Annotated in this window: 15 protein-coding genes; 4 read left to right on the top strand and 11 right to left on the bottom strand. The window is 61.6% G+C overall.

The annotated features are described in order from the left end of the window. From GL279_RS15360 to GL279_RS15350, 3 genes are all read right to left on the bottom strand, one after another. Complete coding sequence (locus tag GL279_RS15360) at window positions 1-3,207, bottom strand: DNA helicase (protein ID WP_211371332.1); 3,207 nt, start codon at window positions 3,205-3,207, stop codon at window positions 1-3. Beyond that, window positions 3,204-5,387 carry a UvrD-helicase domain-containing protein gene (locus tag GL279_RS15355; RefSeq protein WP_155065516.1) on the bottom strand — a complete coding sequence of 728 codons (2,184 nt, stop codon included), beginning with the start codon at window positions 5,385-5,387 and terminating at the stop codon, window positions 3,204-3,206. Before GL279_RS15355 ends, GL279_RS15360 begins: the two co-directional genes overlap by 4 nt. Before the next feature lie 210 nt (window positions 5,388-5,597). Continuing rightward, window positions 5,598-7,151 (bottom strand): DNA cytosine methyltransferase, encoded by a 1,554-nt coding sequence (locus GL279_RS15350; protein WP_155065523.1) that lies wholly within the window; start codon window positions 7,149-7,151, stop codon window positions 5,598-5,600. A gap of 67 nt (window positions 7,152-7,218) precedes the next feature. Here GL279_RS15350 and GL279_RS15345 point away from each other — a divergent pair, with 67 nt between their 5' ends. Further along, window positions 7,219-7,722, top strand: a complete 504-nt coding sequence (locus GL279_RS15345; protein ID WP_155065515.1) for a very short patch repair endonuclease — start codon at window positions 7,219-7,221, stop codon at window positions 7,720-7,722. A 58-nt stretch (window positions 7,723-7,780) separates the two neighbouring features. On the opposite strand, the gene GL279_RS15340 is transcribed toward GL279_RS15345, so the two are convergent. From GL279_RS15340 to GL279_RS15320, 5 genes are read right to left on the bottom strand one after another with little or no spacing between them, the layout of a single operon-like run. Beyond that, entirely contained in the window at window positions 7,781-8,458 is a 678-nt protein-coding gene (locus GL279_RS15340; RefSeq protein WP_155065514.1) for a hypothetical protein, read from the bottom strand. Next, window positions 8,455-9,462 carry a helix-turn-helix domain-containing protein gene (locus tag GL279_RS15335; RefSeq protein ID WP_155065513.1) on the bottom strand — a complete coding sequence of 336 codons (1,008 nt, stop codon included), beginning with the start codon at window positions 9,460-9,462 and terminating at the stop codon, window positions 8,455-8,457. Before GL279_RS15335 ends, GL279_RS15340 begins: the two co-directional genes overlap by 4 nt. Further along, on the bottom strand, window positions 9,459-9,854 hold the full coding sequence (locus GL279_RS15330) for a VRR-NUC domain-containing protein (protein ID WP_155065512.1): 396 nt from the start codon (window positions 9,852-9,854) through the stop codon (window positions 9,459-9,461). Before GL279_RS15330 ends, GL279_RS15335 begins: the two co-directional genes overlap by 4 nt. Further along, window positions 9,851-10,090 (bottom strand): hypothetical protein, encoded by a 240-nt coding sequence (locus GL279_RS15325; RefSeq protein ID WP_155065511.1) that lies wholly within the window; start codon window positions 10,088-10,090, stop codon window positions 9,851-9,853. The genes GL279_RS15330 and GL279_RS15325 overlap by 4 nt, the downstream gene beginning before the upstream one ends. Further along, window positions 10,087-10,335: a helix-turn-helix transcriptional regulator gene (locus GL279_RS15320; RefSeq protein ID WP_155065510.1), complete on the bottom strand. Its 249-nt coding sequence runs from the start codon at window positions 10,333-10,335 to the stop codon at window positions 10,087-10,089. The genes GL279_RS15325 and GL279_RS15320 overlap by 4 nt, the downstream gene beginning before the upstream one ends. A gap of 625 nt (window positions 10,336-10,960) precedes the next feature. On the opposite strand from GL279_RS15320, the gene GL279_RS15315 reads away from it, so the two are divergent. Next, on the top strand, window positions 10,961-11,563 hold the full coding sequence (locus GL279_RS15315; RefSeq protein WP_155065509.1) for a hypothetical protein: 603 nt from the start codon (window positions 10,961-10,963) through the stop codon (window positions 11,561-11,563). A 3-nt stretch (window positions 11,564-11,566) separates the two neighbouring features. On the opposite strand, the gene GL279_RS15310 is transcribed toward GL279_RS15315, so the two are convergent. Beyond that, the gene (locus GL279_RS15310) at window positions 11,567-12,838 is read right to left on the bottom strand and encodes a tyrosine-type recombinase/integrase (protein ID WP_155065508.1); all 1,272 of its coding nucleotides are present in this window, start codon (window positions 12,836-12,838) and stop codon (window positions 11,567-11,569) included. Window positions 12,839-13,086: 248 nt separating this feature from the next. Here GL279_RS15310 and GL279_RS15305 point away from each other — a divergent pair, with 248 nt between their 5' ends. Beyond that, on the top strand, window positions 13,087-16,866 hold the full coding sequence (locus GL279_RS15305; protein ID WP_155065507.1) for a hypothetical protein: 3,780 nt from the start codon (window positions 13,087-13,089) through the stop codon (window positions 16,864-16,866). Between the two features lie 260 nt (window positions 16,867-17,126). Here the strand turns inward: GL279_RS15305 and GL279_RS19680 are convergent, their stop codons facing one another. Next, window positions 17,127-18,806, bottom strand: coding sequence for a recombinase family protein (locus GL279_RS19680; RefSeq protein WP_343039828.1), 1,680 nt, complete (start codon window positions 18,804-18,806; stop codon window positions 17,127-17,129). A 50-nt stretch (window positions 18,807-18,856) separates the two neighbouring features. On the opposite strand from GL279_RS19680, the gene GL279_RS15295 reads away from it, so the two are divergent. Further along, window positions 18,857-20,413 (top strand): hypothetical protein, encoded by a 1,557-nt coding sequence (locus GL279_RS15295; RefSeq protein WP_155065506.1) that lies wholly within the window; start codon window positions 18,857-18,859, stop codon window positions 20,411-20,413. A gap of 60 nt (window positions 20,414-20,473) precedes the next feature. Here the strand turns inward: GL279_RS15295 and GL279_RS15290 are convergent, their stop codons facing one another. Further along, window positions 20,474-20,812 (bottom strand): hypothetical protein, encoded by a 339-nt coding sequence (locus GL279_RS15290; RefSeq protein ID WP_155065505.1) that lies wholly within the window; start codon window positions 20,810-20,812, stop codon window positions 20,474-20,476. Window positions 20,813-21,056: the final 244 nt, after the last annotated feature.

Here is a 21,056-nt window from a genome sequence, read left to right as displayed (position 1 = left end):
TCAAGGCCTCCTTTTGAACGATTTTAGCGCAAAGGCGGTAGAGGGCTCGACCTCTCGCATCGAATTAGGGGTTGCCCAGGCGAGCGAGCCCGGTTGCCCTCCCTCCTCAGCCGACTTCATGAGGTGGGGCCTGGTCTTGCCAAATGGTGCGGGCCGTTTCCAATAAAGCAAGTCGGTCCCAGATGCGCGGGAGCTTTGGCTTCTGGATGCCCACTCCTTGATGATCGCATCAATATCCTCTGCTGCTTCCGCTGCTTCCATTCCTACGGAAGCCCTATCCGCGCGCTGTCGAATGGCAGCGATGAGCTGCCTGACCTCCTCGTCCTCGGGGTCGAAGTCGACTGCGTCCTCGTCGCCTTCCATACCTTTGGAAAGATGCCGGACCGCAGCCGCTATGACTGCATGGAGGGCCTTGTCTCGTGCACGGGGAGCCCAAGGAGTCACGCTAGATGCCTCGACGCTTCGGTACAGTGCGCCGTGATAAGCTAGGAAGTGCTCGAAGTGTGAGACGTCCCGAGGACGTCCAAAATTGTATAGGGTCGTCACTAGGCCGTCGAGCCCGCGGCCCACTCGACTACTAGCCTGAATATATTCGGCAGTCGATTTGGGCTGTCCGTTGACCAGCATCAGACCAAGGCGAGACACGTCGACGCCAACGGAGATCATATTCGACGCGAGGACAGCATCGCGTGGCTGAGGTTCGAATGGATCGTTACCATCAGTGAGAGGATTTCCCAGTTGCGCGAGGAAGTCGGGGAGGTCGCGAGAGGATACTCGGCTACTAAGTTCGATTGCATCTGTCTCAAGCACTCGACGTTGACCTTGCAGACGGCTTGCCAGAAAAGAGATCTGGCGCGGAATGTCATCCTGCAAGAGCACGTGAGCGCCTCCGAGTTCGCGAAGGCTGTTGAAGTAAATGACCGCCGTCCAGAAGGGATCGGCGAGCGCAGGGTCGGTCCCGGTGTTTACCAAATGGCCGATCCCTTGGAGCAGTGCCGCGGCGGTTGCCTGGAGTGCGAACTTCGGGCTCCGGCCTGCTGAACATATTCCGACATACAGCCGGTCAGGACCATGTTCGTCTCGAACTGCGAAGAACGAGTCTGAAGCATCGAAGCCGGACGGTGGGAACTGCAGCACCGGACGATCGAACAATGCCCGGACTTGGCGACTGGCCTGTCCGATTGTGGCAGTCGATCCGATCACCTTGGGGCGGTGACCCTCGTCGGTGCAGAGCATATCCACGACAGTTTCATAAAGACCGGCCATCGACCCGAGCGGCCCAGAGATCAGATGCAATTCGTCTTGGATAATCAGCCCAGGCCGGAGCCCACCATCAAGGCCAAAGAGCACCCGCAGGTCTCTACGTCGGGGAAGCTGCGCGAATTTGTCGATGGTGCCGATAAGGAGGCTAGGCGGAGCACGATAAATGAAGTCGTCCACTGTCATTACAGGTAGCGGCTCACCGCGGGTGGTGCACCTTTGGTTCGAGCAGCGGATGTCTATGCCGGCGTCGTTAACAGCACGTTGGTAACATTTGGCGTCAAGTGCGATGCCACAGACTGGACAGGCCAGAAGCTGTCGAGGGGTCGACTTTGGCTTTTGACCGTCGTGTTCGAGGTCGAGTGCTTCCAGCGCTTTGTTGACCCTGTTTGGAGTAGCGTCCCCACCGACATAAAGACCGAGGGTAATCGGGGCTCCGCCAAGATCGTCGCGCTCGCTTCGAATGGCGTCGCATGCGCAGATGAGCGCCGCTGCGCGCTGGAACTGTTGCACGGTCAGAAGGCGGAGGGTGTAGCGCATCAGCACATCCACGCCGCCTTCATTCCGTCGTTCTCCATCAGTGAGGCGGCGGTGCAGGATTTGGAAGGCCGTCAATCCGAGATACGCCTCGGTCTTTCCGCCGCCGGTAGGAAACCATAGCAGGTCGACGTGATCGCGGTCCGGATCCGTGGGATCGACCAGGCCCGGCAAGACCATCAGGAAGTAGGCCAGCTGGAACGGTCTCCATATGAGTGGCCCTGCGCGATCACCTTTGGCGGGGAACCGCGACTGCATGTCCATTGCCGCATTTGCCAGCGTGAAAGCTTTCCAAGCATCCCAGTCGCGGATGAGCGTGTCGATCCCATTCTCAATGCGCCTGAGCGCCGTCCTGCAGAGATCTAGGTTTCTCTCAGCCGCAATTCGGAAGTCGCCAGAGAACCGGTCGACACTGGATGCGAGCACATTGCGGATCCATTCTTCATATACGCGTGCAAAACTTCGAAGAACGTTCGTCACTTCGTCCCGGTCTTCCTGTCGGGCGAGCCATCCTGCGGATAGCGCCTGGGGGTGTTGGTTAAGGAACTCACTAAGTGTCCCATGTCCAGACGCGCTCATGCCTTTGACGGAGGCGACAGGCATCCATGCTGTTTCCAGCCAGGCAATCCGCTGGTCCGGAGCTGGCTCCCACATGACCGCCACTCCGTGTCCGACTGCGTATTCAAGCACGTCGCGATAAAGAAGCGCTGCGGAACGCGCGTCGTCGTCCGCACCTGCCGGAGCGGACGTCTGCCGTGGGCGGATTGCTCCCTTACCATTTCGCGCCATCGCTTGGACTTTCAGGCCCGACTGAAAAAGGTAAAATTCGTCCCGCAGGTGATCGTCAGTAGGCTGCGCCTTGTTAATCAAGGTAATCGTAAGGACTTGACAGCCTCCTGACAGGCGGCGGCGAATGTGGAGGCAGACCGCAGCGTCGGTAATGGTAGTTCCGTCCGGACCGACGAAATCGTGGACTCTCCACGTGCCAGCTTCGCCGGGATGAATCTCGTGCACGTAGTTGAGCTGCCGCCTTGCCCAGATCCGACGACGCTTCTTGTCCCCTTCGGCCGGCTCTCGTTCGATTGGAATGTATCTCGCCGTCGAACCTGTCGAAACAATGACGATTGCGTTCTCGTCGGCAGCGAATGTCAGGCCGATTGAACAGGGCCGGACTGTTCGATAGCCGGGCACGCCGGCATCAGTCTCACCGTCGGCGTCGTTCAGCGCACCGTCGTCTTGGTCGTCCTCCATTGCGCCAAGCGTGACACCCTCTGGCCAAAGGATGCCTGTCAGGTAGGTGTCGACGGGTGCCGAAAGGATCTGCTCATCCTGTTCGAGAGGTCCCAGAAGCAGGGCGGTTGCAGTGCGCAGCAGATCGGTACGAACCGGGCGGTGATCGAGATGGCTCACTTCTTGTCCTTCCATAGCTGGAAATCACCGGTGCCGAAGAGGCCGACGCCCAACCACATCCCACTGGTTCTCTCAGGCTCACCGAGGCTCCCGGTGCCATCGGCGGTCACGGTTCCCACCGACGAGATCCGGAGGTTCATGATGGTGGGTGGCAGCTTACAACCTTGCTTGTGCAGAATGCTCAGCAAGTCTAACGAAAGCTGGTTTGCTGTTCGACCAATCAAGCGGCCGGGCTTCGAGCCCTCTTGGAGATGGATGTGCCACTCTACTTTACCATTCCCATACTGCTTACAAAGCATGACCTTGCGCCCCGCGAGCGCTCCGGCATTGGCGAGCAAGAAAGCCTGCAGATCCTCTACTGCGGCCGTGCCGCCTAAGAGCACCGGGTCGGCGAAACCGATGGGATCGACGTCCCCGCGCAGACCCATCTCCATATTGATCCAGTTCTTCCGCCGAAAGCATAGCCGGCTCCGCCCGCCGGCGAAATCCCAGTGGACTGGAGCCTGAAAGATTTGTTTCGCACCCGCACGGTCAAGAGATTTTCCGGCACGCGTTATAGCGACGTAGGCGACACTGGCGCGCTCGCCCAGCACGTCGTCACTTACGGCTTTGGTCTCTTCTTTGTCATCCTCGTCCCCATTGTCGGAGGGCTCGAGCAGGGTAACTGTGTCAAACTCCATTCCTTTTGACTGATGGACGGTAGTTACGATCACGCCGTCCTCGGCAAGCGGCTGATCATCCGGGAATGCATCGGGCCACGCCAGACGTTCGCGGAGTCGGGAGACGTCGATCGCGGTCGCATCGTTCGGGGCTCCGCTCGCCTGCGCCAGTCGACCCCACGCGACACCTTCGTCTGGCAGACCCAGTCGAAGGCAAACATCTTCGCCCCATTGTCTCGTCAAAAGTTCATGGATCCTTGCAAACTGTGTGCGCAACAGAGACGTAGAGCGCAGTTTTCTCAACAAGCCACCGATCCAGGCCGGCGGCAACATTGCGTGGCTACCCGCATGCAATCGTACCGGGATTTCGGAAGGTTCGGGGTCGGTACCGTACAGCGCCTGGAGTACCCTCAATGCCTCGCCATTGGTCTGGGTCAGGATGGCGCGACTTCCGCCGGTAGCTGCCTCGAGCAGGCCGCGTCCGAGGGGCCGCGTGGTCTCCGAAAGCGCGGCCACGGCATCGAGCACGCAACGTAGCTTCTCCTTCTCGGGCCGATTGCTGAGCAGCACGCCGCGCAACTCGGCCGACATATCTGCGAGATGCGGCACGGCGCGGAAGTTGCGGGTAAGAACGTTCTCGTCGAGTCCGCTGCCGTAGAGTCGCGAAACCTGCTGCCAGTATTCCCGAGGGGAGGGGAATGGCTCTCCGTCCTCGCGAACGCCGCGCGCGAAACCGAAGATCGCCTGTGCCGGATCGCCCAAGATGGTGAAGCCGCAGCCTTCTTGGTCTGGCGGGGCTAGGAGCGATAGCAGAGCGAGGACGAGATCTCCCCGAACGCCAGGAAGATCCTGAAACTCGTCCACGATGAGGTGCCGTCGGTTACCGATAAAACGCCGGACATCGTCGCGGCGCTCGCCTGTGGCCAGCTCGGTGAGCGCGGCGATGTTCGCGTCGTGTTTCCTTGTGAGTAGTGTCTGGGGGGCCGCTCCAAGTAGCCTCAGCATTCTGAAAGCCCATGAGTCGAACGTGCGTACAGACAGGTGGCGCAGTTCTTCTACTACTCGGGGGTCGGTTTCGCCGATCCCATCTAGGCGCCTCGTCAGGGTCCTCACCGCGCTTCGTGAAAAGCTGAGTATTAGAACCTCCGCCGGCGAAAGTTCGTTGCGGATGAGGTAAGCCAAGCGACGGGCAGCAATTTCTGTCTTGCCCATGCCAGGCCCCGCTTCCACGATCATTCGTGCGGAGGCTGGCGCTTCGATGATCTTCTTCCGCGTACCGGAGTCATCGGCCTTTTCTGCTTCTTGATCCCGCATTCGCTCGAAGACCGGACTCTCTAGAATAACAGAAACCTCGTCCGACCGATCCAAACATGGCTTGTCAAGATCGATATACCCGTCGATCAGACGCCAGAGCTTTCGGCGATAGACGACTGCGGGTCCGCCGTCCTTGTTCCGCAGCGGTCGTTCGATGGTGTCAACGACTCGACCCGCCTTCCGAACTGAGACGCGAATTGTGCTCATTTGCTTTCCTGCAGGTGGGCTGGCCCGTCAACTTCCGCATCCAGCGCCAGAAGCCGCCCGATGTGCCCGAGTTCCCAAGTGAACACTGTCGCGTGAGGAGTGGCATCTGCCCGTCTTGAAACAAAAATTTCCTGCATGCGAACCCTTGGCACTACGATCACGATCTACTCTGGCGCGAACGGATCGTTGTTACAAGGTGCGGGAGGTGCCTCAGAGGTTGAGGGTGTCCGGTTTTGTCAGGGATGCATGGACGAGCGCTGCAATCTGCCTTGCCAGGAAAGGCGGGACCGCATTTCCAACCTGGACATACTGCTGTGTCCGGTTGCCGAGAAACAGGTAGTCGTCAGGGAAGGTCTGCAGCCGGGCAGCTTCGCGCACCGTCAGGCTGCGACACTGGAGCGGGTCCGGATGGATGAAATAGTGCCCGTCCTTCGAGATGTGGCTGGTCACGGTCGTCGAAGGCTCGTGTGCAAGCTGGACACGAAAGCGGTCGTTGAAGACACCGCTGTGCCAGTTCCGGTGATCCGGGCTCAAGGCTAGCGGGAAGTCGGCCGCCTTCGGGCTGTAACCACGCACCTTGCCGAAGACTGCGGCAAACAGATAGCGGCCGAGGTCCGTGGCCATGTGACCCCTGGTTTCGTGCTGGGCCAGTGCGTGCAAGCCTGGACGCTCCAGCCAGCGCATCAGGTCGTCATTCGAAGTTCCATAGGCGGCAGGAAGCATGGAGGAGGAGCGGCGGGTTTCGGCGCCGTGCTTCAGGACTTCCCTGATCTCGCGGAATTCCGACGCGAGGGTACAGTCTGCGTCGCCCTTGGAAATCTTCGCGAGCAGTTTGGCGAACCCTGCGACCTCCTTTTCCCATGCCTCGGCTGTGTCTGACGCGCGGCTGATGCCGCTGCGCAAAGGCGGCATGTTGCCGATGGTCTCATCGACCGTGCGGCTTGGGCCTGATACTGGAATGCTTGCGCCGACTGCCCGGGACGACAGATCGGACCTGATGCCGACGATGATGACGCGGTGGCGGCGCTGCGGGACACCGAACTCCTCAGCACGAACAATGAAATCGGATGGCTTTGCGGCTTCCTGCAGGGTGGCCCTTCCGTCCGCGAGACGGATAGCCCGCAACTCGTAGTGATGACCGTGACCCGTGCCAAGCGAGGCCAGGTCTTCCATCAGCATCTCGAATACAAGGCGGCTTTCGACGGTCGAGGACAGCATGCCCTTGACGTTTTCCATGACGAAGGCGGCCGGTCGCAGCCGATCCAGCACACGGATGTATTCGCGGAAAAGGTAATGCCGGTGGTCTTCCTCGGGAACATAGTCCGCCTTGCCACGCGAACGGGCCCGACCGACCAGCGAATAGGCTTGGCAGGGCGGGCCACCGATAAGGATCGTGTCGTCGAAGCTCTTTCTCAGCCGACCGATGGCCTCATCGATGGCGGCTGCGGCCGCTTCACTGCCCAGTTCGAGACAGCGCGCTTCGGCTGTCGCTTCGGTCCATGCGGCGGCGTCTACCTCTGGCCAGTCAGGTTCTTCCGTCAGACCGGCATGGAACCTCACGAAGGCTTCCGGCAGGGCACCGTGTCGCGAAACATGGGCACGCAGGAAGGCGCGCAGCCTCAGCGTGCGATGTGCTGACGTCTCCTTCTCAACAGAAATCCCGATGTGGAAGGGATGCTGACCGCCAGCCTCGAGCGAAGCGAACCCCTCTCCAAGGCCGCCTGGACCTGCAAACAGATCGACAATGCCGAAAGTGGCTGGCAAATCAGAGACCTCTCGAATTCGGATCATTGGCTGTATACCAGGTCCATCGGCCGAGGCCAGGAGGCAAATGACCGACATCGTCGACAGCCAGACCCGTTCCCGGATGATGGCCGGGATCCGCGGAAAGGATACGAAGCCGGAACTGGCCCTCCGGCGGTCCTTGCACGCGCTGGGCTTGCGCTACCGCCTGCATGCCAAGGGAATACCCGGCAAGCCTGATCTTGTGCTGCCGAAATTCAAGGCCGTCATTTTCGTGCACGGGTGCTTCTGGCACCGGCACCCGGGCTGCCGTTACGCAAGTACTCCGGCAACACGCCCGGAATTCTGGGCTTCGAAATTCAGTGCGAATGTGGCGCGGGACAGTGCCGTTAGATCGGCGCTGTTGCTGGCCGGTTGGAGGGTTGCGACAATCTGGGAATGCGCCTTGCGAACCGAGGCTGCTGTTGCAGCCGTCCGGGACGTCGTTTCGGGATGGCTTCAAGGTGATGGTCGAGAGCTTGAAGTCGGAGAGGCGGATATTGAGGCGCCCAAACACCGGAGAAGCGGCCCAGTAGGGTCTGAACGGACATGAAAGGTCCGAGCGTGGGTCGGACAGTCCGGAGCTGCGATATGACGGTCCGTCTGACATGTCACCGGCTCCCCTCCCACGGCCGCGCCTTCGGCATCGCCCCTGTCACCTCAACCTCTCGCAACATCCCGCCCGCAATCAGCCCGTCCCGAACCCAGCTCAGCGCCTGCCACCAGTCGTCATAGCCACGCCGGGCGGCCTCGATCTGCTGCGGGTGGGGGGAGAAGGTGACCGGGCATGCCAGGATGTCGATGTTTTTCCATGTGGCGCGCGATCCCACGCCACGCACGCGGATGCGTTCTATGCCCACGACGATGGTGCCAGCATGCGTGCCGTGCTGGTTCTGCTTGATGATGGTCGGCACGCAGCGTGGAACGGCGCCGGGCATCCAGTCCGGTGTCAACCCGGCGCGGGCCAGTTCGGCGACGCGGATCGCCATGCGCTTTCCGCCGTGGCTGTCGGGGATCCCGGCGACGGTGGCGGCGATCACCTCGGCGTCCTCGTGGGTGTAGCCGCCGATCTTGTGCTGACCACCGTCGATCTTGCAGCCCAGCACGGCGCGCTGGAGGAGGACGTATTCCAGGCCGAAGCCTAAGCCTTCCTCGGTGACGTCCGGGGGCAGGGGCAGCTCGAGCTGCGCCTGTTCCACCCGGAACGCCCATTCCAGCGCCGCCTGCACGCCCAGCGCACGTTGAATGGCTCGACCGCCCGCACGGCCGATTGGCCGTTGCAGTGTCATCGAACACCTCGCTCGCGCAGGCGTTCGGCTGTCACCAACCCCCTGGCCAGCATGGCGTCGCGCATCGCGTTGCTGATCGCGCTGACCGGCAGGTAACGGTCGGAATTGACCAGATCGGCGTAGAAGGCGGGCAGGTCGGTGATCGGCTTCGCACCCGGGGCAGGGGCCGCCTTGGGCTTGCGCCGTTTCCGCCCGGCATCCTCGACCTTGCGCTGGGCGGCGCGCTGCATGGCGCGGTCCAGCGCCTTAGGCCCATCGGGCGGTTCGGGATGCTCCTCGCGGCTGGCCTCGGCCGCGGCGATGATCTCTGCCTCGGTCAGCCCCAGTTCGTCGCGCCAGCGCTGAACGTGCTGCCGGGGCGGCCAGCCTTGCCACCAGCCGGGCAGGGCCGCGGGGTCGAGGCCCAGCGCATCGAGCAGGTCCCCGAAAACTTCCTCGGAAATCGCCGCGCGCGCCTGCGCGCCCTCCTCCTCCTTTACTGGTTTACTTAGAGGTTCCCTTACAAGGTTAGTGTCCGAATTCCGGACACGGCTTTCGGGATTTTCCGGACACGGCTCGGCCGGGAAATCGGACACGGCTCCGGCGTCATCCCCGTGTCCGAAATCCGGACACGGCAGGACGTCGGCCATGCCGTCGACATCACAACCATCGGCATCGTCGAGGCTTTCCACGGCGCCGTCGTCCCCGTGTCCGATTTCCGGACGCGGCACCACAGCCACAGGTGTGAAGCCCGGCTCGAACCCCAGGATATAGCGGGTGGGCAGCTGTCGTTTGGTCACGGGATCGAGCCGCGGCACCCGCCGCAGCAGGCCCACGGTCTCGAGCTGGCCAAGGTGATCGTTCAGTGTGGACCGGCTGATCTCGCAGTCATGCGCCAGCCGGTCCTGGGAGGGGAAGCAGCCGTAGTCCGGGTTGAACCGGTCGCAGAGATGCCAGAGCACGATCTTGGTCGTGGGCTTCAACCCGCGCTGCTTGATGGCCCAGTTGGTGGCCTCGTGGCTCATGGCGCGGGCCTCCGCGGGGCCGGGGCGATGCGCGTGGTGAAGCCATGGTCCGCCAGCGCGCCCAGCGCATCGTCGAGGCTGCGCACCAACGCCCAGCCGAACCTCTGCGCCAGAACGGCATCGCGGAATGCCTCCTGTTCCGGTTGCAGCCGCCCCTTCGGCGCCTTCAACTCGAGGAACAGGACGCGGCCGTCGCAGATCACCATCAGATCGGCGAACCCGGCATGCACGCCCATGCCGACGAGGATGGCCTGGCGCCTGGCCCCGCGGGGCCCGGCCTCGGTCACCTCGTTGGCGCAGTGATGGATGATGGCGGTGCGGGGCAGGGCGATGCGCAGCGCCTGCACGACCGCGCGCTGCAGATCGGCCTCGGGGGTGCCGCGGCGCATCATCGCGCGGCCCTCCCCTGATCCTCGCGCTGGGCGCGGCTGACCGGGCGCCGCGCATCAACGACAAGCAGCAGGCGCTGGGCATCAGCGCGCTCGCCCTGGGTCTCGCCATGCTGGGCAAGCACATTGCATGCGAGCCGGATCAGGAGATCGCTGTGATGCGCGACATCGGCGATAACGGCGCGGGCCTCGGCCACGCGGTCACCGGGCCAGGCGGAACTACGGTGCTGGAAGGTCATGGCCGCCCCCGCGTCTTGCGCACCGGATGGGCCTGTTCCTGCGACCGGATCCACTCCTGAATGGCGGCGCGGCGGTAGAAGGTCTTTCTGCCTATGCGTGTGCAGGGCGGCCCCTGGCGGCGGGCTTCCCACCGGGACAGAGTGTCGGCCGTCAGGCCCAGCGCGCGGGCGAGCTGCTCTCGGCTGATCCAGTCGGCCAGCAGGTCGGGGATGTCCTCTTCAAGATCGGTCTGGATGTCCTTCATCGGCTGCTCCGTTCGCTTGGCACCCCTCTGGCGGGGGCCGGATCAGCGAAGCAGAGCGCGAGGACCGGAAGACAGGCGGAAGGTGGAATTGAGGGCCGACACCCTATTCCGGCCCTTTTTTCATTGGGTTTGCCGCGACCGTGGCTAGCGAGGATCACCGCAGGAAGATGCCTCCGCGACCATCATCCGAGCCGGTTCCGGGCAGCGATCCATGCGCCAGCGTCACCGCCCTCTTCAAGGCGCTGCGACTGACCGACATACGGACGGATTCAACGGTTCTACCGGCTGCGGAATTGCCGGAATGGGTCGTTCCGGTCGCGTTCCGCGGGCGTTCGACGATATCCACAGAAACCCGCCGACGATGGTCGAAGCGCACGGGATACCTGTTGCAGACTCGCCCATCGGCTGAGTAGATTCGCTGTTGAGCAGTCCATAAGAATCGAAAAGACGAACGCAGTCGGATGCGCACGCCGGGTCACGGTGTGCCTCTGGCTTACAGGCGGTTTTCCTCGACGACATGCTCTGAACCCCGGTACGCCCTCGTGCTCGGCACGGCGGGTCACTTGTAACCTGCATGCCGACGGCCCTGGCCGAAGGATGCCGCATGTCTGAAAGGAGTATCCCGATGCCTCTGCCCCCCGTCGCATTCTTCTCGATCTACGAAATCGCCGTGCGCTGGGGTTGCCCTCCGGCCGATGTGGCGGGCTGGGCGGCGGCAGGGCATCTGCATGTGGTGGCGGGTATTCCTCCCGTCCTCTGCGGTGAGGAGACGGTGGCCGGGATGGTTCAGGTGCCGATGGCGGAACTGATGGGGATGTTCCGGCGAATGGGCCCGAGCGACGATCAGGCCAGGCTCAAGCGGGTCATGCCGCTCGGCAGCAAGACCTGGCTCAAGATCACCGATCCGGCTGACGGGGTGCTGGTCCGGTCTTCCGACCTGCTGCTGGATTCCGGAACGCTGCAGGCCTTCGAGGAGGAGCGCGATCTGCTGCGACGCCCGGCCTCTAGCATCGGGGCCAGCCCGCGTTATGATTGGGACGCAATGTACGCGTGGCTGACGTGGTTCCTGTTCGAAAAGGGCGTCCCCGACACCCAGACCGCGCTGGTCACGCTGGTGCAGGACTGGTTCGTGCAGAACTCGAAATCGGGCGAGGTGCCGGATGAAAGCACCATCCGCAAGCGGCTGTCCTCGCTCTGGCGCAGGTTACGCGGCGAGGATGCCGCGTGAGCGTCAGGCCGATTTCGGCAGGTCGGTCCCATCCTGCGCCGCGTCATGCACAAGGCGCGGCCGCGGGCGCAGGAGGCTGGCCACCGTATCGACGCCCGCGCGCAGGGGGGAGTCCATCAGGTGCGCGTAGCGCTGGGTGGTCTGCATCTGGCTGTGGCCCAAGAGCTTGCCGATCATTTCCAGCGATGCGCCGCCACTGACCAAGAGCGAGGCGAAGGTGTGGCGCAGGTCGTGGATGCGGACGTCGGCAAGCCCGGCGTCCTTCTGCACCTTGGCCCAGAAGCGGCGGATTTCCCGCACGGGCTGGCCGACCGTGTCGCCGGGGAACAGCCACGGGTTCCCGCTCGGCACCGCCTGCTGACGCAATCGCACGATGGCCGCGACGTCCTGCGAAATCGGGACGCGGTGGATCTTGCGCTGCTTGGTGGTCGAGGCGGGCTTCGACCAGATGGCATAGTCGAGGTTGAACTGTTCGAACCGTGCGGTGCGCACCTCGCCCACTCGGGCGCCGGTCAACATGCACATGCGGATGATCGCCGCGGCGCGCTGATCCTCGGCTGCATCCAGCACGGCCGCCAGCCGTGTCAGCTCTTCGGGTGACAGGAACCGCTCGCGCGCGTGTTCGATGCGCCGATGGAACCCCTGCGCGGGGTTGTCCGTCCGCCATTCCCATTCCATCGCCAGAGTGAACATCTTGCGCAGCACCTCGCCCATGCGGTTGGCGCGGATCGGGGTGGGCTTGTGGCCCTGCAGCTTGCGTGCCCGATTGTTGGGCTTCGCCTTGCAGGGCCGAGGCCGTCCCTCGGCCACGAAATCGAGGAACTTCGCGACGTCGGACTTGGTGATCTCCGTCACCAGCCGGTTGCCCCAGGCCGGTTCGACCATCTTCTTCAGCATCGACACCTGGTCGCCTGCATTGGTCTTGGCGAGTTTCGGCAGATGCTCCGCGATGTAGCGGTCGATCATGTCCGTGATCCGCGGGGCCCCGCGCCACTCGTCGCGCATCGCCAGAGGATCCTGCCCCTCGTCGATGGCGCGCCGCAGTTCCTTCGCGCGTTCGCGCGCGGCCGTCACACTCCATTCCGGCCAGCGCCCGATGGTCATCCGCCGCTGCCGACCTGCGTGTCGGTAGTCGATGGTGAAGGTTCGCGCACCCGAGGCCTGCACGCGGGCGGCGAAGCCGATCACCTCCGTGTCGAAGATCTGATAGCTGACGCCGGGCTTGGGTTCTGCCTCGCGCAGGGTTTTCTCATTCAGTTTCAGTCGCTTGACCATCCATCCCGCCTCCTTGCCCGACGACACAGGCGTAGACCCGCGCCACAATCAAGTCGGACCACGGTGCAGGGACCGGAATACAGGCGGAAGGTGGAACTGGGGCGGGTAGGGATGTTCCGGACCAAAAATGCTATGGTTTAGGGCATTGCCTGGCAGTATCGAAGCAGGACCAACCAGCCATCACAGACTGAAGCCATCTGCTGCCTGATGTTCGACCAACCCCCTGTCTGCGGTGTGCGCCAAGGCCAATGGATCAACGAAATCAACGGTTGGAGTGCGCCCGTTCGGACGATAGCATCGCCAAGAAAATTGCGGTCGGAAACATGTCTCAGCCTTCATTTGATATCGTTGCCAATCAACAAGCTTTCCAGGCCACCAGCATGGATCAAGTATCCAAATTTGCTCGTAGTCTTGGACCTTTTTCGATGCGCAGCGCAGTGGCTGCGGTCGGAGGTCTACAGTTACTACCGGCTCTGCAGGCATCGACTTTCAGGATCGAAATGCTTGCTCACGCGGTGGTCGCTGCGTGCCGTGGCAAAAAAGCATTTCGACAGCGCGACCTGGCTAGTTGGTTGACAGATGCTGGCAAAATCGTTGGCCACAATGAGGATCCGGCCGAGGACGTCTTCGCGGGCCGCGTGATGTACGAGGGCAGGAACTATCGGGTTTTGGAGGGATTGAGCGAGGGTGGCTGCTTCCACCTCCAAGTCATCTTGAAGGTTGTCGAAAAGATGCCCGATCGCTTTAAGAAACTGAAAGACGGGGCACGTGCCTGCTTGAAGTTGTCAGAAGCGATGTGCGATCGCGCCGGAGTGCCCCTGTTCGAGGTCGGGGCGGAGCACCCTCTTCGTGGTGCCGTGAGCTCTTCGGTTCTCCGCAAAGTACGTGTTCTGTCGGGATGGGTAACGTTTTCCCTACAGGATCTGACTTGCTTGGGTGTCGCAGTCGAAGATCTCGACCCATTCCTCTTAGGGCAAAAAGACAGGGATGTACTTTCAAAGTATGCCGGTGACAGCGCGCTTTTCCGGAAACCAATCCTCAGATTCGACGACGATTTCATTGTGGCACTTCCTACTGCGATCGGCCCTGCCATCCGGATGGCTGTAATAGAAGAGTGCAAATCGCTTGGGTCTAGTGCCGAGCAAATTCTTCGGATGCAGCACTTGACTACGATTGTGAGCGAGCTGCTCGACACCCCGATGCTTCGCGCCATTGGGATTGAGCCTCTGGAGCTAAGCTTGGCGCCAGTCGTCAGCTCCGCGCCTGTCGAATTTGAGCCCGGATACTGGGTGCAGTTGATCCTAGTAGTCGATGATCTCGCAGCTTTCGAAAAGGATGCCCTACTGGGTTCGGCCAGCAACAGCGAGCGGGCTCAAGGGTTGCTTGATCATGCAATAAGTGCTGCCCGGGAGCGATGCCAAGCTACTGCGGGTTTCAAGTCGGGCCTTACCTTCGTGGTAATGTGTGGATTTGGCCGGGGTCAGTTGATCGCGTTGCGCGATCACGGCGAGAAGTGGCTTGTGAAGGGCGCAAGTGCTTACGATGCCGAAGTTCTTGGCTGGCGTTCGGATTTCTCGATGGCCGACCTCGTTAACCTTGCAATCGCCGAACGTGAACTCGACTCCAAGGGATTTGAGGTTTGGCATGTAAATGGCCTCCTTGCTCAGGTTGGCAACGCGCTCGGCAATCGCGGACATCTGATCCAACATGAGGCACTTCCTGATGGCATGCCTGGCGGAATGATCATGGCGTCCATAAACGGGCAACTTGCCGCCCGTGTCGAATACCATCAGCGCTTTGATCGACGCTCCGTCCATACCCCAGATGGCGATCATCTCGAGATGCGAAAGGACGGGAGCGGCACGAGATCGCCGGGAGGCATCTCTCGAATCTACATGTCCGTTGACGATGCGTCTCGTGGTCGTCTTAGGGCGGTCTGGCTGAAAGGCCGACGCTCATGGTGGGTGCAGTCCCGGCCGCGATCTGCAAGCGGTGGGCGGCCCAGTTACAGCTCATTTGAGGCTATCCGGACTTGGATCGAACGGATTGGGCCAGTTCTAGACGAAGCTTTGCCAGACCTTCCTGACATGGTTTTATGGGACCTTCTGATCGACTCGCAGCCGCCAACCTTGGCCAACGAACTCGTGCCGGCGGAACTTTCGGAGATCAGGCGTGCGATCGATCTTGAATGTGATCCAGCGTCCAACTTGATAACGATTTCCGTTGCCCCGGATTTTTGGCGTGGCCTTTCGAATCCGGACAACAGAGCTGAAGCAACGCTCGTTGACGCATTCGTGCGGGGGGGCCTGAGACTAGTCGGCCAAGACGAAGCGCTGGCGACGGAACTGATAAGCCGGGTTGTTTCAAATAGCCATGCACGGCAACTTCATGCTTTCGCGCCACAAGATTTCAGGGACCATGTAAGGGGCTCGTTTGATGGACATGTCGTCCATATAAGTGCGATCCAAGACGGCGCCATCCGGATCGGCCTTGGATGGAGTGGTGTGGAAAGACCAGGAGGGACCGTCAAGGGGGTGAGTGCATGCACCACAGTGCTGAACGCCATCACGACGTTCGCAGAGGAGTGCCTTTGCCGCGATCTCGCGAGGTACGACAGGCGAAGTCTGATCTTGGCAGCGGTCAGGAACCATGAGGCGGCGGAAATCTCTGCCCGACGCTGGAAGCGGACATCAGCCGCAATGATCGCCCTGTCGGATGATGAAGCGGCAATTCGTTCAGAAACTGCAGATCATCTGTTCAAGCTGAATGGCGTTTCCTTGGCTGCACGAATTTTGATGGAGGTCGGTCTCCATCATTGTCCAGAGACGGGTGGCTTGGAAGTTGCTGACATTGATCTCTCCCGACTTTCCGCCTGGGCCTTGATGATCGTCCATCTCGGTGGATGTTCAGATGCTATACACTATGAGGCGATGAAACCAGAGATCAGGATTTCGCCCGGTGGCGAGGTGCAGATTAATCACGAATTTTTCGAAGGCGTTATGGATCTGGTTGGGAAGGATTTCGCTGACCGGCAGGTTGATAGAGAACGAACGGGTTACGCAAAGTACGTGACAATGCCTACTCCCGTTATCGAACCTCCGGATGGTGACCAAGATTCGGATTTCGATGCGGCGTGGGAGGAAGAGTTCGGGGCTAGTCTACAGACCTATCGATTGACCATGGACGCGATGGAAAACCTCTGCGTGAAGGATGGGCACGCATGGTTGGTTCTTTCTCGCTCCAAGTTGGTCAGTTCGCTCGAGGCGGAGGTTGCAGGGGCAACGATCGTCGTGGGGCTGCTCGAGAGTGTCCCACGCAGCGCTTGGAAGCAGGTTCCATCTGGATACGACGACATCGACCGACAGCCTTGGCGCTTCCGCCGCCGACTTTCAATAGCGCGCTGTCCCCTGATCAACCTCGGAAATGGAGATGATCCCGACGTCTTGATGGTTCCGGGAATGGCTCGTGACGGCCTCTCGTCAACCGTCATGAATATGTTCGAAGGTAGCTACGAGGCATCTCGTCTTCGTTCCAGCAAGATGCGCCGCTGGGCGGGGAAGGTCTCGAACGCGCGTGGCCGCGAGTTCCAAGAAGAGGTGGCTGCCGAAATGAAAAGACTTGGGTGGTCCGCGAGGACGGAGGTCAAGTTTGGGGAGATTTTTGGTAAAGATCCTGATGAGAACCCTGGCGACATCGACGTCTTGGTGTGGCGTGGAGATGGGCGAATTTGTCTACTGGAATGCAAACATCTCTTGTTTGCGAAGACCCCTAGCGAGGTGGCAAAGCAGCTTTCAAATTTCCGAGGCTTAACAAACGACAGGGGTAAACCTGATCGCCTTGGAAAGCATCTTAACCGCTTGGCGATCGCCAAAAGCAACAGCAGTGCCTTCGCAAAATTCACTGGCTTACGTGAACCGGTCATTTCGGCTGGCTTGATCTTCCCATACACAGTTCCGATGCAATTTGCCGTCGATCGGATGAGCGAAAAGCTGTGGGTTGGAACGAAGGATGATCTTGCCTCGTTATGATTTTGAGTTCTTTTTGGTCCTTATGGCAAAACCGGTCCGTGAGCCGCAGACCGGATGGACGGCGGCTTGGATTATCCGAAAGGAAATTCATACCAAGTCTTGTCAACGTCTGGTCAACCGACGAACTCGGTCTTGAGTGGCGTGGAGTCCGCCGAAACGCGGCGAAAGCCGCCTCGAGTTGACCATAGCATTCGTTATTTCAAAGGGTTGCTTCATAACACATTGAAAATAGCGGGGTTCGAAAAATCCCTTCGGGCGGCTCATAACCTGAAGGTCACAGGTTCAAATCCTGTCCCCGCAACCATCGTTCCCGACTTGTTGAACCCAACCCTCGCCATCAGCGGGGGCTTTGTCATGTCCGCTTCCGACAATGCCAAAATCCCCGCCAACTCCCCAATGAGTTCAATCTCATGGCCACCGGGCGCGCCCGCAGCAGGCACCATGCGGATCTCGTTAATCAGGCTGTGCAGGATCTGCGTCGCCTCCAGCCGCAGACCCGGCTCCTGCAGGGCCTGCGACAGATTGGCGATCTTCTCGCGATAGAGGTCTGACAGTCGCGGGTGCAGCCGCAGCGCCGGAGGCTCGGGGGTGTCTTCGATAAAGGCCGTTAATTGCGCTTTGCGGCTTTCCGAATCGGCCATCTTTGCCTTCATCGACGGGTGATACAGGCCGTCCTCGATCGCAGACAGAATGCCCGCGATCTTCTTCTCCACCTGCTTGAGCTCGCGCCGGGCATGATCCAGCGCATTGCTGCGGTCCCCGGCAGCGGCATTGAACGCCTTGCGATATTCCTCGACGAAGGCGGCGATCAACTCGGGGTGCAGCAGCTTGTCGCGCAACCCGTCCAGCACCCGGTTCTCGACCTCTTCGCGCCGGATGATCGCACGGTTGCTGCAGATGGCTTCGCCTTTGTTGCGCGCTGCTGCGCAACCGTATCGGGTCCTGTTGATCAGCGTGTAGCTTGCGCCGCAGCAGGCGCATTTGATCAGGCCCGAGAAAAAATAGTCCGGGCGGCGGGCGCGTTCGGGCCGGGGTCGGGCGCTTTGCACGCCGGCCGGGTTCATCTCGGCACGGATCGCACCCTGGCGCGCCTTGGCCGCCTGCCAAAGATCATGGGGGATGATCTGCAACTCGGGCACGTCCTCGATGATCCAGTCCTCGGGACGGTTCGGACGGGCCTGCCGCTTTTGCGTTGCCGGGTCTTTGACGAAGCGCTGCCGGTTCCAGACGAGGCGGCCGATATAAAGTTCGTTGTTCAGGACCCCGGTGCCGCGCTTCCAATTCCCCGAAATCGTTGACGGCCCCCAGGTGCCTGCGCCCTTGCCGCTGTCGGGTGAGGCGATGCCTTCTTCATTCAGCGCGGCAGCGATCGTCCGCGCCGAAAGCCCCGAGGCGTATTCTGTGAAGATGCGGGTGACGATGTCGGCGGCTTCGGGGTCGATCATCCGCTCGCCGGTGCTGATCGTGCCGTCGGATATCAGTTCGCGTCGCACGCGGTAGCCGTAGCTGATCCCGCCTGCCGATTTGCCGCCGCGAACGCGGCCTTCAAGGCCACGATGGGTCTTTTGCGCCAGGTCCTTCAGATAGAGCGCGGACATCGTGCCCTTCAGTCCGATATGCAGTTCAGAAATCTCGCCCTCAGCCACGGTGACCAGCGGGATGCCAAGAAACGACATCTGTTTATAGAAGGCGGCGATATGCTCCTGATCGCGGCTGATGCGGTCGATGCTCTCGGCGACGACAATATCGATCCGCGCTCGCCCCGCGTCATCCTGCAGATTCTGGTAGCCGGGGCGTAAGGCCGATGCACCGGACATGGCGGCATCGGAGTAGATCCCGGCGATGGTCCAGCCTTTCTCGGCGATCAGGCGGCGGCAGATCCGGATCTGGTCTTCCAGCGAGGCCTCGCGCTGATGGTCCGAGCTGTAGCGGGCATAGATCGCCGCGCGTGGTGCGGATGAAATTATCGGTGCCTCCTCGGAAATGTGCCATGCGTCCGTTGCGCGGTGATATCGGCCTCAGCGCAGTGTCGCGCCAGTGCCCGCACCAGCTTCAGCAGGCCCGGATGGATGAAAGGTTGGGGCTTCATGTGCTGCGGATCAAGCTTTGTCGAAGCGGATTGTGGTTCATTATGGGTCTTGTCTGTCGGTTGCATGCCGGCCCCTATGGATTGCGAGGGGCCCAGCCCTCGGTCGAAACCGGCTGGTCGCATTGGAATCAAATCGGCGATTTTGGCGCCGCGAGGGGTGAGATGCCCGATCTCGACGATCTGCTTGGCGGGGTCATGACCTGGGCGCAGCCGCAATATCTGTTGCGGCGCAAGGCGCGCGAGGATGCGCTGCCACCCGGCGCCGCGCTGGAGGATGCCGATCTCTGGCCGCTTTTGCTGCTGATCGACAGCGAAAGGCGTCAGGTTCCGCACTTGGTTTTTGATCGGGTCCGGGCGCAGGATCTCAATCTTGTCCACGCCTTCAGCCTGGCCGATGTCGAGGCGAGCCGCTTGCTGCCCGCCTGGCAGCAGGCGCAGTTCCGAACCTCGGGGTTTACGCTGATCGCGTTGCCGATGCCGGCACTGATCGCGCTGCCACGAGGGCGTCGCCAGCTTGAGGTGGTCGAGGCGCATCTCTTCGAAGCCCTCCGGCTTTGGACCTTTGCCCTGAGGCCCGCGCTCAAACTGCTGATCAAACGCGCGCCAAGTCTTGAAAAAACCTATCCTTCGGAGATGGCTTACCTCGCGGTGCAAGCGCCGGACCTGGTGGCGATCAGCGCCACGCCAATGCGTCAAAAAGCCAGCGACGATGCAAAGGTGCGCAATGCCCGGGATGTCGAGTCGCATGATGTGCTGTGCGACTTTCTCGACCAGCTGGGACGTGAGGGGCGGCGCAGCCGCGTCTCCTTTGCGACTGAGGGGTCGGATCGGTCGTTCTTCGGCGATGCGCTGGCCGATCGCATGCTGGCCCGTATCAAAGAGCAGCTTCTGGCGGACGTGCCTGAAACTGCGGCTGGACTGGCGCCGCTTTGCGCGCGGCTGCTCAACACGCTGGCCAAGGGCCGCCGTCTGGCGCAACTGGCCTTCGAGCAGCGTCCCCTCGATATGCGCGCTTACGAGGAAGGGATGGAGAAGCTTGCCCCCCTCGCGATGCCGGAGGTGCTGGCGGCGCCCGGGCATTATGGCAACCGGCTTCACGCAGCTGCGGGCCGGGTCTATCAGGCGCAACTGGCCAGACGGCTGGTCCAGCCACCGACCTTGCGCGAGGCGGACCGCCTGACTGCGGCCGAGATGGCGACGCTGGCCTTCCTTGCCGACATCGATCCCTATCAGATCTCGGCGCAGCATGTGCTGTTGCGCCCGGAAATCTGGGCCGCACGCGAGATCGGCGCGGAGGCGTTCCTGCGCCGGGATGGCGATGCCCGTCGCATGGCGGCGCTGCGGCATCTGCTGGCGGATGACACCAGGCCGACCGCAGCAGTGCTGAAACAACCGCTGGTGCCGGAACTGGCGTCGATTGCCGGGATGATCCGGGACCTGTGCCATATCTTCCCCTGACACTGCTGCCGCCATTATCGGCCTGCGCAATCTGTTGATTGAGGGTTGAGGCACGGGACCTCATGCCTCCGCCTCCGCCTCCGCGATCATGTGCATGGCATCATCAAGCACCGTCTTTTGGAACTCCGGCCTGATCTGGCCATCGAGGGAGAGGATGGCGATCTTGATCTGCAGCTCGGCGCGGCTGTTTGCCGGGGTCTCGGCGATTTGTGCTTCGATGGTCATGATGCGTGTGGCGAGGTTAGTCATGGCGGCGAGGTGGGCTTGGCCGGTTGCCGTGGCGTAGCCTGCGCTGGCGGCGCGGCGGTCGTGACGGGCGTGGGTGGTCCAGGCGCGCTGCCAGTCGGCGAGTGCAGTGGTGAAAGTGCGACGCGGGGTTTGGGGCCGGGGTTTGGGCATGGGGCGCCTCGCGGTGGGATGAGATGAGATATGGAAGAAGGCAGGGGCTCTGCAGTTTTGGGGCTTTTGCCGATGCGCGCACGCAGTCGCAATCCAGGGCCTTGAAGCTCTCCGGCTTGTCAATCGGCATCCAAACGGCCCCCCCGATCGGCGCCCAAAAGTGACCCCTTTGGCGCGCGGTTGAGCAGGCCCGTGGCGGCGTAGCTTTCCAGCTGGCGCAGCCGACGCGGGCCTGCGTTTCGGA

Source organism: Paracoccus limosus, from assembly GCF_009711185.1.
Taxonomy (GTDB): Bacteria; Pseudomonadota; Alphaproteobacteria; order Rhodobacterales; family Rhodobacteraceae; genus Paracoccus; species Paracoccus limosus.
The sequence above is the reverse complement of the archived record's forward strand: the minus strand, read 5'-3'. Positions and strand labels throughout refer to the sequence as shown.